This window comes from Photorhabdus caribbeanensis, assembly GCF_018448885.1.
GTDB classification, from domain to species: Bacteria; Pseudomonadota; Gammaproteobacteria; order Enterobacterales; family Enterobacteriaceae; genus Photorhabdus; species Photorhabdus caribbeanensis.
The window spans coordinates 203,260-216,993 of record NZ_RCWB01000003.1; the positions used below are offsets into that span (position 1 = coordinate 203,260).

The following is a 13,734-nucleotide window of genomic DNA, read 5'->3' on the forward strand; positions in this document are numbered from 1 at the left end:
CGTGTTTGACATTGGTTTTAGTGAGCTGCTGCTGGTTATGGTTATTGGCTTGGTGGTTTTGGGGCCAGAACGGCTACCGGTGGCAGTAAAAACAGTTGCTGGTTGGATTAGGGCGCTGCGCTCTTTAGCTGCTAACGTCCAAAATGAACTGGCACAAGAACTGAAATTGCAGGAGCTCCAGGAAAGCCTGAAAAAAGTTCAAGAAGAAGCGGGGTTGCAGAATTTATCCCCAGAACTAAAAGCTTCGATGGATGAGCTAAAAGAAGCTGCTGAGTCTTTGAAAAAAGCATACCAAAATGAACCTGATGCAGAGAGTATGAAAGCATCAGAAGTAAATGAGGCGGCACAAAAGCCGGCAGCGTCTCAGGTTGAGGCTTCATCTCAGCCTTCTGCTCCAGTGAATGATCAAACGGCTTCTGCAACGCAGAAAAAAACTTCTGATTAAGTTAATGGTGAACACTAAAACATGGCTGTTGATGATACCCAACCACTTATCAGTCACCTTATTGAACTGCGTAAGCGAATTCTAAACAGTTTACTTACTGTATTAGTGGTTTTTTTAGCATTGGTTTATTTTTCTAACGACATCTATCAAATGATTTCTGCGCCTTTGATTAAGCAATTGCCTCAAGGCGCCAGTATGATAGCGACAGATGTCGCTTCTCCCTTTTTTACGCCAATAAAACTGACCATTATGGTGTCGATATTCGTATCTGCGCCTATGGTTCTTTATCAAGTATGGGCATTTATTGCACCCGCGTTATATAAGCATGAACGCCGCTTGATGATCCCCCTGCTGGTTTCCAGTAGCCTGTTGTTTTATTTGGGGATGGCATTTGCTTATTTTGTCGTATTTCCGATTGCTTTTGGATTCTTTGCTAAAACGGCGCCTGAAGGGGTGCTGATTGCAACGGATATCAGCAATTACTTAAGCTTTGTTATGGCTTTGTTTATGGCCTTTGGCGTCTCTTTTGAAGTACCCGTTGCCATTATTTTATTATGCTGGAGTGGGGTAGTTACCCCTGAGTCCTTGAAGAAAAAGCGTCCGTATATTTTGGTCGGTGCTTTTGTTGTTGGCATGTTGTTAACGCCGCCGGATGTTTTCTCGCAAACCTTGTTGGCTATTCCTATGTATCTGCTGTTTGAACTGGGGATTTTGCTCTCCCGTTTTTATACCGGACAGCGGAAATTGGGGGAGCGTTCAGAGGACGATGAGCAGGAAGCGGCGGAAGTGAATACGGAAAAGTGATAATAGTAATCTTAACATGTTGTTCTGTAGTGCTAAGATAATTAGCACGAAGCGATAGCATATTAATTAACCCAGCGCACTCGCGCTGGGTTTGAGTTAGGAGAGCTATATGAGCTATGCATTTCCAGGAACTTTCCCTGGTCGACGTATGCGCCGGTTGCGCTGTCATGATTTTTCCCGCCGTCTGGTTGCTGAAAACCAATTAACTGTTAATGATTTAATCTATCCTGTATTTGTGATGGAAGGTACTAATCATCGCCAAGAAGTGCCCTCTATGCCAGGGGTGTATCGTCTGACGATGGATCTTTTGCTAAAAGAAGCTGAAGAGATTGCTCGGTTGGGGATTCCTGTATTGTCTCTGTTCCCCGTTATTGAAGCAGATAAAAAATCTCTGGGTGCGGAAGAAGCTTATAACCCTGATGGGTTGATTCAGCGTACGGTTCGTGCGTTGAAAGATGCTGTTCCTGAACTAGGGTTGCTAACTGATGTGGCATTAGATCCATTCACTACACATGGTCAGGATGGGATCATCGACCAGGATGGCTATGTAATGAATGATGTCACCAAAGAGATCTTGGTTAAACAGGCATTGTCACATGCAGAAGCTGGTGCTGAGATTGTAGCGCCGAGCGACATGATGGATGGGCGTATTGGAGCAATCCGTGAATTGTTTGAAGCGGAAGGATATGTAAATACTCAAATTATGGCTTACTCCGCTAAGTATGCTTCTGATTATTACGGCCCATTCCGTGACGCAATCGGTTCAAATCGTAATCTGAAAGGGGGTAATAAAAAAACCTATCAGATGGACCCTGCGAATAGTGATGAAGCATTACAGGAGATTGCACAGGATTTGCAGGAAGGCGCTGACACTGTAATGGTAAAACCAGGTATGCCCTATCTGGATGTTATCCGCAGGGTAAAAGACACATTCGGTGTACCAACCTTTGCTTATCAAGTATCTGGCGAATATGCCATGCACATGGCTGCTATTCAGAATGGTTGGTTGCAGGAACAGGTAATTATAGAGTCTCTGTTGTGCTTTAAGCGCGCAGGAGCAGATGGTGTACTGACCTATTTTGCGAAACAGGTTGCTCAACAGTTATATGAACAGAAGCGTTAATATTTGATTAAAAACGGGCGAATGTAAATTCTGCCCGTTTTTTGTCTGGTTAAAGTTTCACGAACTGCTTATTATCAAGTGCCTTAGGTAATTGTTTATTCAGAATATTAAGTAACAGAATAGAACGGGTTTCTCCATCTGGCTCATTGTAGATAGCTTGCAATCCTTCAAAAATACCCTCGGTGATTAATACGGTATCGCCAGCCACAGGTGTATCGGGTGATACATATTCTTGCTCAGTTGCTGATACGATCTCTTTAATCAGCGTTTCCGGTACGATAGCAGGGTGCACGCCAAAACGGACAAAGTGGCTAACACCGCGTGTTGAATTGATAGTTGTAGTATGAATAATTTCAGGATCAAACTGAACAAATAGATAATTAGGAAAAAGTGGTTCTATATTCACCGTACGTTTACCACGGGTTATTTTTTCAATTCTCGCGGTAGGAGTAAGGCAAGCAACATCCTGTCGTTCCAGATTTTCTATTGCTCGTGAAATTTGCCCACGTTTACAGTAAATGAGGTACCAGTTTTCCATCTTTAATTAACCTTTATCCAATGACTATTAAGCATAGCAAAATAGAAAAGGGCATTACAGGCATTATCTTAGTGATAATTGTTTAATGATGCATATTTATTGTTATGAGTGGAGTCTATGTTTTTCAGTAAAAAAGTGATGAGTAATATTTTGGTAAGTGACGGATAAAGTAATTAATATAAAATTGGTTGTTATTTGTTCTGGAAATATTAATAAAAAGAAAAATATCAGTATTTCTGTTGAGTAATTGCAAAATTTGATAGTCATTGAGCCGTCATATGGGAAATCTGTGGTGATCGATTGGTATCTTGTGCAGTGAACCCGGAAAGGAGGTAGTGATATACCCAATGGATTTCAAGATGCATCGCGACGGCAAGGGAGCGAATCCCCGGGAGCATAGCGAACTATGTTACCGGGGTGAGTGCAGCCAACTAAACATCTTACTGAGTAATTTGATGCTCAAATATTAACTCATTAGGCTCTATTTCGTTGTATTTGACCTTAAGGTCGCAAGGTTGAATTAACCTCGTTGCTTTTTAGTAACTTATTGGTTTACTTTGTAGTCTTCCGAAAAAAACAGAAAAAAGCTGAGTGGGATGGCTTATAATGTTTTCCCCCTTAAAAACCGGCATAAATGAATAGTATGAAATACCGTGACTTAAGAGATTTTCTAACCTTATTGGAACATAAAGGTGAGTTGAAACGCATCAGTTTTGAAGTTGATCCTTATTTAGAGATGACTGAGATTGCAGATCGTACTCTTCGCGTTGGTGGACCTGCCTTGTTGTTTGAAAATCCCAAAGGTTATTCGATGCCTGTATTGTGTAATTTGTTCGGCACTGCTGAGCGTGTTGCTATGGGGATGGGGCAAAAAGATGTTAAAGCTTTGCATGATGTAGGTAAGCTGCTAGCTTTTTTGAAAGAACCCGATCCTCCGAAAGGTTTTCGTGATTTACTGGATAAGCTACCGAAATTTAAGCAAGTCCTTAATATGCCAACTAAACGGCTTAATACTGCGCCTTGTCAGGAACATGTTTCGGTTGGTGACGATGTAGATTTAACCCGTATTCCGATCATGCATTGTTGGCCGGAGGATGCTGCGCCATTGATTACTTGGGGGCTGACAGTAACTCGTGGTCCGAATAAAGAGCGGCAGAATCTTGGTATCTATCGCCAGCAAATATTAGGTAAAAATAAACTCATTATGCGCTGGTTATCTCATCGTGGTGGTGCGCTTGATTTTCAGGAATGGTGTCAGGCACATCCAGGAGAACGTTTCCCGGTGGCTGTTGCCTTGGGTGCGGATCCAGCGACAATATTGGGGGCTGTGACGCCGGTTCCTGACACATTGTCGGAATATGCATTTGCCGGGTTATTAAGAGGATATAAAACAGAAGTTGTGAAGTGTCTTTCAAGTAACTTGGAGGTGCCAGCAAGTGCTGAGATCGTCTTGGAGGGGTATATTGAGCCTGGCGAGTTAGCTCCAGAAGGGCCATATGGCGATCATACGGGCTATTATAATGAAGTTGATATGTTCCCGGTGTTCACTGTGACACATATTACTCAGCGGCATGATGCTATTTATCATTCGACTTATACTGGCCGCCCGCCGGATGAACCTGCTGTGTTGGGGGTTGCATTGAATGAGGTGCTGGTACCGATTTTACAAAAACAGTTTCCTGAAATTGTCGATTTTTATCTGCCTCCTGAAGGGTGTTCCTATCGTCTTGCCGTCGTGACTATGAAGAAACAATATCCGGGTCATGCCAAGCGGGTCATGATGGGGGTTTGGTCATATCTACGGCAATTTATGTATACAAAGTTTGTTATTGTTTGTGATGATGATATCAATGCCAGAGACTGGAGCGATGTCATTTGGGCAATCACTACGCGAATGGACCCGGCAAGAGATACAGTATTAATGGAGAATACTCCGATAGATTATCTCGATTTTGCATCGCCAGTTTCAGGATTAGGTTCGAAAATGGGAATGGATGCAACGAATAAGTGGCCGGGAGAGACGCAGAGGGAATGGGGACGTCCTATTGTGATGAGTGAAGAAGTGCGTACCCGCGTCGACAAAATCTGGGATGAATTAGATATTTTAGGACCATAAGAGGGAACGCATGACAACACTGAGCTGCAAAGTAACCTCTGTAGAGGCTATTACTGATACGGTTTATCGGGTACGGTTACTTCCCGATTCTCCGTTCTCATTCCGCGCCGGTCAGTATCTGATGGTGGTAATGGATGAGAGAGATAAACGTCCGTTTTCAATGGCATCAACGCCTTCAGAAAAGGAATTTATTGAATTACATATTGGTGCTTCTGAACTGAATTTGTATGCAATGGCTGTGATGGATAGAATTTTGGATCAGAAAGTGATCAATATTGATATCCCTCATGGTAAAGCTTGGTTCCGTCAAAGCAGCGCTAATCCATTGTTATTAATTGCCGGCGGTACGGGGTTTTCTTACACCCGTTCAATATTATTGACAGCGTTGGAAGAACAACCTGAGCGTCAGATCTCTATGTATTGGGGAGGCAGAGAATTACAACATTTATATGACCTTGCTGAATTACAGTTACTTACAGAGCGCTATCCTAATTTGAAGGTTGTTCCGGTTGTTGAACAGTCAGAGAATGGTTGGTGTGGACGTACAGGAACAGTGCTTAAAGCAGTATTAGAGGATTTTGGTAGTTTGGTCAATTATGATATCTACATTGCAGGGCGATTTGAAATGGCAAAAATTGCTCGTGAGCGTTTTTGTGGTGAGCGTGATGCTTCTGCTGACAACATGTATGGTGATGCTTTCGAATTCATTTAAAATAATAAAAAAACCCGCCCCTGACAGGCGGGAATTACGGCAACAACGACTCAGTTATAATAATTCTTACAAATAAGTTCTTAATCCATTCTTTCTATAATGGTGGCGATACCTTGACCTAAACCGATACACATGGTTGCCAGGCCAAACTGAACATCACGGCGTTCCATTAAGTTCAACAATGTTGTTGTTATACGAGCACCTGAACAGCCTAGAGGATGACCGAGAGCAATTGCGCCACCATTCAGGTTAACTTTGTCATCCATACTATCCAGCAGATTCAGACCTTTCAGGCAGGCAAGTGACTGAGCAGCAAATGCTTCGTTTAGTTCAATCACGCCAATATCACCCAATTCTAAACCTGCTTTCTTGAGCGCCATTTGTGTAGCAGGGACTGGACCATATCCCATAATGGAAGGATCGCAACCAACAGCGGCCATAGAACGGATACGGGCACGAGGTTTCAGCCCCAGATTCTTGGCATAACTTTCACTGGTTATCAACATTGCAGACGCACCATCGGATAAAGCAGAAGAGCTGCCTGCTGTGACTGAGCCTGTTACTGGATCGAATACAGGACGCAGTGCGGCTAGATCTTTCAGATTAGCATCTGGGCGGATCACTTCATCGTAATCAAACAGTTTCAATATGCCATCGGCATCGTGGCCATAAATTGCTGATATCTCATTGGAGAATGCGCCTGATTGCGTCGCCTGCGTTGCACGTTGGTGCGAGCGAAGCGCAAATTCATCTTGCATTTCACGGCTGATATGGTGAATCTTTGCCAACATTTCAGCGGTTAAGCCCATGACTCCTGCGGCTTTGGCAACGCTCAGACTCATTTTAGGATGGAAATCCACTCCATGAGTCATTGGAACGTGGCCCATGTGCTCTACACCACCAATCAGTGTGACATTAGCTTCTCCGGTCATGATCATACGAGCGCCATCATGCAGCGCTTGCATTGATGAACCGCATAGCCGGTTAACAGTCACGGCTGGTACAGAGTGAGGGATATCCGCCAGTAAAGCTGCATTACGGGCAATGTTGAAACCTTGCTCTAGAGTTTGCTGTACACAGCCCCAGTAAATGTCATCGATTTCATGTTGCTGTATTGCCGGATTACGTTTAAATAGCTCTTTCATCAGGTGAGCGGAGAGATCTTCAGCCCGGACCTGACGGAATGCACCACCTTTTGAGCGCCCCATTGGGGTGCGGATGCCATCAATAATGACTACATTTTCCATGTTTCCAGACCTCACGCTGTTTTTCCGGTGCTGACAGCAATCGTTGCTGCTGTAGGGTAGTAACTTTCATTACGTTCAGCTTTGGCTTTCAGACCAGGTGGTACCTGATAAAGAGCACCGAGGTGAGCATAATTTTCAGCCATTTTTACGTAAGCTGCTGTTCCCATTGTTTCCAGATAACGGAAAACACCACCGTGGAATGGAGGGAAACCGAGGCCATAAACCAGAGCCATATCTGCTTCTGCCGGGCTGGCAATGACACCTTCTTCCAGACAACGGACAACTTCGTTGATCATCGGGATCATAGTACGAGCAATGATCTCTTCACCGGAGAAATTACTCTTTTGTTGACAGATAGTTGCCAGCAGTTGGTCTGCTTGCTCGTCTTGCTCTTTTTTAGGCTTACCTTTCTTATCTTGAGTGTACTTGTAGAAACCAAGGCCGTTTTTCTGCCCGTAACGTTGATTATCATATAAAACATCAATGGCATCTTTATAATCACGCTTCATACGATCTGGGAACCCTTGGGCCATGACTGATTGAGCATGATGTGCAGTATCAAGACCAATAACATCAACAAGGTAGGCAGGACCCATTGGCCAACCAAATTCTTTCTCCATGATTTTGTCTATTTGACGGAAATCACCACCATCACGCAATAGCAGACCGAAGCCAAGGAGATAAGGAAGCAGAACTCGGTTTACAAAGAACCCTGGACAGTCGTTAACGACGATCGGAGTTTTACCCATTTTGCTGGCATAGGCGACTACGGTTGAAATTGTCTTTTCAGACGTTTTTTCACCGCGAATGACTTCAACTAACGGCATGCGATGTACCGGGTTGAAGAAATGCATACCACAGAAGTTTTCTGGGCGTTTTAGGGACTTAGCTAACTCTGAAATCGGAATTGTTGATGTATTGGAGGCTAGGACGCAATCTTCATTAACCAGAGTTTCAGTTTCTGATAGTACGGCCGCTTTAATTTTTGGATTCTCTACTACAGCTTCAACCACGATTTGAGCCTGTTCGATACCGGCATAATTTAAAGTCGGTTGAATAGAAGAGAGGGTTCTTGCCATTTTTATGGCATCCAGTCGGCCGCGTTCAAACTGTTTGTTTAGAAGTTTCGCAGCTTCATTCATACCTAATTCAAGGGCTTGCTGGCTGATGTCTTTCATCATGACAGGAATCCCTTTGCGGGCAGATTGATAGGCTATACCACCTCCCATAATTCCTGCACCTAGAACTGCGGCATACTCAGGTGTTGTGACTTCTTTCAGATGTTTTTTTGCCAGCCCTTTTACATACTGGTCATTAAGAAAAATACCTACTAAGGCACGGGCAACACTTGTCTGTGCTAGAGGAATGAAACTGGCGGTTTCTTGTTTCAATGCTTCATCGCGACCAAGTATAGCGGCTTTTTCTATGGATTTAACTGCGGTGATAGGAGCTGGATAATGAGGGCCGGCGACTTTCATTACCATACCTTTTGCCACACTAAAACTCATGCCTCGTTCAATTTCATTGAGTTTCAAAGGTTCTAATTTCGGCTGGCGTGCGGCTTTCCAGTTAAGGTTTCCTGCAATTGCTTGTTCCAGCATTGATACTGCGGAATCAACCAGTTTTTCTTTGGGAACAACAGCATCAATCAAACCGTTTTTCAATGCTTCTTCTGCACCAATGTCTTTGCCGGCAGCAATGATATCCAGTGCATTATCAGTCCCGATCAAGCGTGGAAGGCGAACAGAGCCACCAAAACCAGGCATAATACCAAGTTTGGTTTCTGGCAGCCCAATGCGTACATCCGGGGAGGCTATACGGAAATCTGTAGATAGAACACATTCACAACCACCACCAAGAGCATAACCGTTTATTGCCGAAATGGTTGGCACAGGTAAATCTTCTATCCGGTTTAAAATGCTATTTGAAAAGTTAAGCCATTCTTGCAGTTTTTCTACAGGTGAATCGAATAAAGAGAGAAATTCAGTAATATCTGCACCAACAATAAATGCAGCTTTTTCAGAACGTAATAAAACGCCTTTCAGTCCAGTTTGTTGCTCCAGGCTGGCAACAGCCTTATCGAGAGATGCAACGGTTTTGGTATCTAGTTTATTAATCGCGGCTGGGGCATTGAAAACCAGTTCAGCAATGCCATCTTTCAGCCAGCTTACTTGAATTGTTTCACTTTGATAGAGCATGTCGTTCTCCTAAATGAGCGCATACCATCTGGTATGACCAGATGGGTTTGATTGTGGTTATTATGTTAAGTAAATGCAAATGAGTGATTAGTTTTTTGCAAGGGTGATCACAAGTGAGATTTGTATCTCATTGACAATAATTGTTTTTATATTTTGATAAATAAGGTGTTAGCGGGAGCCGATAAATTGAGAGGGTTTTGCGTGATACCTGCAAATATCAATGGCTGTGATAAGCTAATGGTTTAGCCATAGAATAAAAAAGGTCAATTGAAATGGAAAAGTTGGCATCTCTGTACCGCGAACATATCTCTACATTGCAGCAACGTACCTGTGAAGCATTGGCCCGTAATCAATTTGATGCTTTGCTGATTCACTCCGGTGAGTTACAGCGTATTTTTCTTGATGATAGAGACTACCCCTTCAAAGTTAACACTCACTTCAAAGCTTGGGTACCAGTAACTAAAGTGCCTAATTGCTGGTTGTGGGTAGATGGTATTAATAAGCCTAAATTATGGTTTTACTCACCGGTAGATTATTGGCATAGTGTAGAACCGCTGCCGACTAGTTACTGGACTAAAGAAGTTGAAATGATTCATCTGGCAAATGCTGGAGATATCAATTCAGTGTTAAGCACTTATGTGAAACAGAATGTTGCTTACATTGGTTGTTCACCACAAAGAGCAAAAGAGATTGGTTTCTCTGAACACAATATTAATCCAAAGTCTGTCCTTGATTATTTGCATTTCTATCGTTCATACAAAACAGATTATGAACTAGCCTGTATGCGTGAAGCACAAAAAACGGCTGTTGTAGGACATTTGGCAGCTTATGAAGCATTTCAGGCTGGAATGAGTGAATTTGATATTAATATCTCTTATCTTATGGCAACAGGTCATCGTGATACAGATGTACCTTATGACAATATTATTGCTATGAATGAGAATGCTGCTGTTTTGCATTACACTGTATTGCAGCACAATACTCCTTCAGAGATACGTAGTTTCCTGATTGATGCCGGTGCTGAATATAATGGTTATGCAGCAGATATCACCCGTACTTATTCAGCAAAAAGCAATAACGAATTTTCTTCTTTAATTAAAGATATGAATGCTGAACAAAAAGCACTAATCAGTACAATTAAAGCAGGCGTTCGCTATACCGAATATCATATTCAGATGCATCATCGGATTGCTAAGTTATTGAAAAAACATGGTATCGTGAAAGATGTCAGTGAAGAAGTCATGGTTGAAAAAGGGCTGACAACGCCATTCTTTCCACATGGCCTTGGTCATCCTCTTGGATTACAGGTCCATGATGCGGCAGGGTTTATGCAGGATGATACAGGTACACATTTAGCAGCTCCCGATAGGTATCCTTATCTGCGTTGTACCCGTATTCTGGAGCCTCGTATGGTCCTGACTATTGAGCCAGGTCTTTATTTCATCGAATCTCTGCTTGCACCTTGGCGTGAAAGTGAATTCAGCAAACATTTTGACTGGAATAAAATCGGGATGTTTAAACCTTTCGGTGGTATTCGTATCGAAGACAACATTGTGATCCATGAAAATAAAGTGGAAAACATGACCAGGGATCTTCAATTGCCATAATGAAGCCTTATTTGATACCAGCAGCTTCAGTGAGTTTTACTGAAGAGATTAAAAAAAGTCGCTTTATTACCTTGCTGGAGCATACTTGCGGGGTGGATGAGGCCAAGGAGTTTATCCAGCAAGTCAAAGCTCAGTACCCTGATGCCCGCCATCACTGCTGGGCATTTGTTGCTGGTGCGCCGGATGATTCACAACAATTGGGTTTTTCAGATGATGGTGAGCCTTCTGGGACCGCAGGTAAGCCGATGTTATCCCAGCTTATGGGAAATAATATTGGTGAAATAACCGCGGTTGTTGTCCGTTATTTTGGTGGAATAAAATTAGGTACCGGTGGGTTAGTAAGGGCATATGGAAGTGGTGTCCAACAGGCGCTGAAGTTGCTGGAAACGAAATATAAGGTTCCACAGAAACTCTGTTCCTTGCAGTGTGAATATGCCCATATCTCTATGATTGAACAGTTATTACAGAAATCATCAGGGCAAATTATTTCCAGTGAGTATGCAGAGAATGTTACTTTGCGGATTTCACTTCCAACTACCTTAGTGGGGGAAGTCGGTGATAAATTACGTGATCTAAGTCGTGGTGTACTGCATTTAACACCTGATCTGTAAATATTCTCTGTAACTGGATTTCTAAGGAACCAGCTAAATGCATTTTCGTGCCATAACCCGTATTGTTGGGCTGCTTGTCATTCTTTTCTCTGTCACCATGATAATTCCAGGATTGGTAGCACTTATCTATCGTGATGGCGCTGGGCGTGCATTTAGTCAGACATTTATTTTTGCCTTAATGATCGGTTTAATGCTTTGGATACCAAATCGGGAGCAAAAACATGAATTAAAGCCTCGGGAAGGGTTTCTTATCGTTGCTTTATTTTGGATAGTACTTGGTAGCGTTGGGGCTTTACCTTTCATCTTTGCTGAACAGCCAAATCTTTCTATTACAGATGCATTTTTTGAATCTTTCTCCGGTTTAACAACAACAGGTGCTACGACACTGATTGGGCTTGATTCCTTGCCTAAAGCGATTCTTTTCTATCGGCAGATGCTGCAATGGTTAGGTGGTATGGGGATTATTGTGCTGGCTGTTGCAATATTGCCTCTCCTTGGAGTTGGGGGAATGCAACTCTATCGGGCTGAAATGCCAGGCCCCTTGAAAGATAATAAAATGCGCCCGCGAATTGCTGAAACGGCAAAAACTTTATGGTTGATTTATGTGTTACTAACAATTGCCTGCGCTTTAGCATTATGGACTGCGGGGATGTCAGTTTTTGACGCCATTTCTCACAGTTTTTCAACTATCGCGATTGGTGGATTTTCTACACATGACGCGAGCATTGGTTATTTCAATAGCCCCGCGATAAATACCATTATTGCGATTTTTCTGCTGATTTCTGGGTGTAACTTTGGTTTGCACTTCGCAGTATTAACGGGACGTAGCCTGACAGTATATTGGCGAGACCCTGAATTTCGGATGTTTATCTCTATTCAATTAGTGCTTGTCATTATCTGCACTCTGATCTTATGGCATCACGCTGTTTATAAATCGGGGATAGAGACACTAAACCAAGCTTTTTTCCAGGTTGTTTCAATGGCGACAACAGCAGGGTTCAGCACAGATAGTTTTGCTCGTTGGCCATCATTTTTGCCAATCCTGCTATTGTGTTCCGCTTTTATTGGCGGTTGTGCGGGTTCGACGGGAGGAGGGCTGAAGGTGATTCGTATCTTATTGCTATTTCTGCAAGGTTCCCGTGAATTGAAGAGATTGGTTCATCCAAATGCGGTTTATACCCTCAAGCTAGGGCGAAGAGCATTACCTGAAAGGATTATTGAAGCTGTTTGGGGGTTCTTTTCTGCTTATGCTTTGGTATTTATCATTAGTTTATTATTACTTATCGCAACTGGTATAGATGAACTTTCTGCATTTTCTGCAATAGCCGCTACACTAAATAATCTAGGGCCAGGGTTGGGTGTTGTTGCGGATAACTTCACTGCAATGAATCCGGCAGCCAAATGGATATTAGTAATAACGATGTTGTTTGGGCGCTTGGAAGTATTCACTTTATTAGTTTTATTTACACCAACCTTCTGGCGTGAATAGTCTATTGGGAGAGGGATATGGCTATGAATTATTTGTTACTTTATTCCAGTCGGGATGGGCAGACTAAGAAAATCATTACCCGCATTGCTGAAAATCTACGCAGATCAGGGGAGGTATGCGATCTCAGAGACTTAGCAACAGTAAAAATGATCAATTTGGAATCTTATGACAAGGTTATGATTGGAGCTTCGATCAGATATGGTCATTTCAGTTCGGTACTGAAAAGGTTTGCTACCTGTCATCAACAACAACTTAATAAAATGCCAACTGCGTTTTTTGGTGTAAATCTGACAGCAAGGAAGCCAGAGAAGCGTACACCAGAAACGAATGTCTATGTTCGTAAATTCCTGTTTAATACCCCGTGGAAGCCAGATTTGTGTGGTGTTTTTGCGGGAGCATTACTTTATCCTCGTTATCATTGGTTGGATCGGGTAATGGTTAAAATGATTATGAAGATGACTGGTGGGGAAACTGATACAACCAAAGAGATTGAGTATACCGACTGGCAGCAAGTCGATCGTTTTTCCGATGATTTTCTTAAAATAGTGAGTAAAAAATAACTGATTTGTTCTTTTTATCCGTGTTTTGTTGAAAAAAACTGCGAATGAAAGTTTTTTTTCAATAAATGCTTGCCAGCGTCAAAGAACTCCCTATAATGCGCCACCACTGACCGACACAACGCTGATAAACATTGTGTGGTCAGGCAGGGAAAGCGGCAATAAGCGCTTGACTCTGCGGGCGAAAAGCGTAGTATACGCAGCCCGGCTGAACGAGAATATCTTTTTTTAATTCAGCCTGCTCTTTAACAATTAATCAGACAATCTGTGTGGGCACTCACAAGACC

General features: G+C 42.7%; 12 protein-coding genes. 9 read left to right on the plus strand and 3 right to left on the minus strand.

The genetic code is table 11. The features are described 5' to 3' along the window. The first annotated feature begins 1 nt into the window (after nucleotide 1). The 3 genes from tatB (at nucleotide 2) to hemB (ending at nucleotide 2,372) form a co-directional block, all read left to right on the plus strand. Nucleotides 2-445: a Sec-independent protein translocase protein TatB gene (gene tatB, locus EAE90_RS04140; protein WP_214052392.1), complete on the plus strand. Its 444-nt coding sequence runs from the start codon at nucleotides 2-4 to the stop codon at nucleotides 443-445. A 21-nt stretch (nucleotides 446-466) separates the two neighbouring features. Continuing rightward, nucleotides 467-1,249, plus strand: coding sequence for a Sec-independent protein translocase subunit TatC (gene tatC / locus EAE90_RS04145; RefSeq protein WP_214052393.1), 783 nt, complete (start codon nucleotides 467-469; stop codon nucleotides 1,247-1,249). Between the two features lie 109 nt (nucleotides 1,250-1,358). Then, entirely contained in the window at nucleotides 1,359-2,372 is a 1,014-nt protein-coding gene (gene hemB, locus EAE90_RS04150; RefSeq protein ID WP_214052394.1) for a porphobilinogen synthase, read from the plus strand. A 49-nt stretch (nucleotides 2,373-2,421) separates the two neighbouring features. On the opposite strand, the gene rfaH is transcribed toward hemB, so the two are convergent. Then, a complete protein-coding gene (gene rfaH, locus EAE90_RS04155; RefSeq protein WP_214052395.1) occupies nucleotides 2,422-2,910 on the minus strand; it encodes a transcription/translation regulatory transformer protein RfaH in 489 nt (162 codons plus the stop codon). Nucleotides 2,911-3,553: 643 nt separating this feature from the next. On the opposite strand from rfaH, the gene ubiD reads away from it, so the two are divergent. Both ubiD and fre read left to right on the plus strand, forming a co-directional pair. After that, nucleotides 3,554-5,026, plus strand: coding sequence for a 4-hydroxy-3-polyprenylbenzoate decarboxylase (ubiD, locus tag EAE90_RS04160; protein ID WP_214052411.1), 1,473 nt, complete (start codon nucleotides 3,554-3,556; stop codon nucleotides 5,024-5,026). Between the two features lie 10 nt (nucleotides 5,027-5,036). Beyond that, the gene (fre, locus tag EAE90_RS04165) at nucleotides 5,037-5,738 is read left to right on the plus strand and encodes an NAD(P)H-flavin reductase (protein ID WP_214052396.1); all 702 of its coding nucleotides are present in this window, start codon (nucleotides 5,037-5,039) and stop codon (nucleotides 5,736-5,738) included. Between the two features lie 80 nt (nucleotides 5,739-5,818). Here fre and fadA read toward each other — a convergent pair whose 3' ends face one another. Together fadA and fadB are read right to left on the minus strand one after the other, a co-directional pair. Then, nucleotides 5,819-6,985, minus strand: coding sequence for an acetyl-CoA C-acyltransferase FadA (gene fadA, locus EAE90_RS04170; protein WP_214052397.1), 1,167 nt, complete (start codon nucleotides 6,983-6,985; stop codon nucleotides 5,819-5,821). An 11-nt stretch (nucleotides 6,986-6,996) separates the two neighbouring features. Then, nucleotides 6,997-9,183, minus strand: coding sequence for a fatty acid oxidation complex subunit alpha FadB (fadB, locus tag EAE90_RS04175; protein WP_214052398.1), 2,187 nt, complete (start codon nucleotides 9,181-9,183; stop codon nucleotides 6,997-6,999). A 272-nt stretch (nucleotides 9,184-9,455) separates the two neighbouring features. Between fadB and pepQ the strand changes: the two genes are divergently transcribed. The 4 genes from pepQ to hemG are packed head-to-tail and all read left to right on the plus strand — an operon-like array spanning nucleotide 9,456 to nucleotide 13,450. Then, on the plus strand, nucleotides 9,456-10,790 hold the full coding sequence (gene pepQ / locus EAE90_RS04180) for a Xaa-Pro dipeptidase (protein ID WP_214052399.1): 1,335 nt from the start codon (nucleotides 9,456-9,458) through the stop codon (nucleotides 10,788-10,790). Continuing rightward, nucleotides 10,790-11,401 carry an IMPACT family protein gene (locus EAE90_RS04185; RefSeq protein ID WP_214052400.1) on the plus strand — a complete coding sequence of 204 codons (612 nt, stop codon included), beginning with the start codon at nucleotides 10,790-10,792 and terminating at the stop codon, nucleotides 11,399-11,401. The genes pepQ and EAE90_RS04185 overlap by 1 nt, the downstream gene beginning before the upstream one ends. 37 nt (nucleotides 11,402-11,438) lie before the next feature. Next, on the plus strand, nucleotides 11,439-12,890 hold the full coding sequence (gene trkH, locus EAE90_RS04190; RefSeq protein ID WP_214052401.1) for a Trk system potassium transporter TrkH: 1,452 nt from the start codon (nucleotides 11,439-11,441) through the stop codon (nucleotides 12,888-12,890). 23 nt (nucleotides 12,891-12,913) lie between these two features. Then, a complete protein-coding gene (hemG, locus tag EAE90_RS04195) occupies nucleotides 12,914-13,450 on the plus strand; it encodes a menaquinone-dependent protoporphyrinogen IX dehydrogenase (RefSeq protein WP_214052412.1) in 537 nt (178 codons plus the stop codon). Nucleotides 13,451-13,734 lie beyond the last annotated feature (284 nt).

What these genes read in the sequence shown, in the direction of transcription:
- hemG (WP_214052412.1), top strand. Translation starts at nt 12,914, where the DNA reads ATGAATTATTTGTTACTTTATTCCAGTCGGGATGGGCAGACTAAGAAA.
- fre (WP_214052396.1), top strand. Translation starts at nt 5,037, where the DNA reads ATGACAACACTGAGCTGCAAAGTAACCTCTGTAGAGGCTATTACTGAT.
- trkH (WP_214052401.1), top strand. Translation starts at nt 11,439, where the DNA reads ATGCATTTTCGTGCCATAACCCGTATTGTTGGGCTGCTTGTCATTCTT.
- hemB (WP_214052394.1), top strand. Translation starts at nt 1,359, where the DNA reads ATGAGCTATGCATTTCCAGGAACTTTCCCTGGTCGACGTATGCGCCGG.
- rfaH (WP_214052395.1), bottom strand. Translation starts at nt 2,910, where the DNA reads ATGGAAAACTGGTACCTCATTTACTGTAAACGTGGGCAAATTTCACGA.
- ubiD (WP_214052411.1), top strand. Translation starts at nt 3,554, where the DNA reads ATGAAATACCGTGACTTAAGAGATTTTCTAACCTTATTGGAACATAAA.
- fadA (WP_214052397.1), bottom strand. Translation starts at nt 6,985, where the DNA reads ATGGAAAATGTAGTCATTATTGATGGCATCCGCACCCCAATGGGGCGC.
- EAE90_RS04185 (WP_214052400.1), top strand. Translation starts at nt 10,790, where the DNA reads ATGAAGCCTTATTTGATACCAGCAGCTTCAGTGAGTTTTACTGAAGAG.
- fadB (WP_214052398.1), bottom strand. Translation starts at nt 9,183, where the DNA reads ATGCTCTATCAAAGTGAAACAATTCAAGTAAGCTGGCTGAAAGATGGC.
- tatC (WP_214052393.1), top strand. Translation starts at nt 467, where the DNA reads ATGGCTGTTGATGATACCCAACCACTTATCAGTCACCTTATTGAACTG.
- pepQ (WP_214052399.1), top strand. Translation starts at nt 9,456, where the DNA reads ATGGAAAAGTTGGCATCTCTGTACCGCGAACATATCTCTACATTGCAG.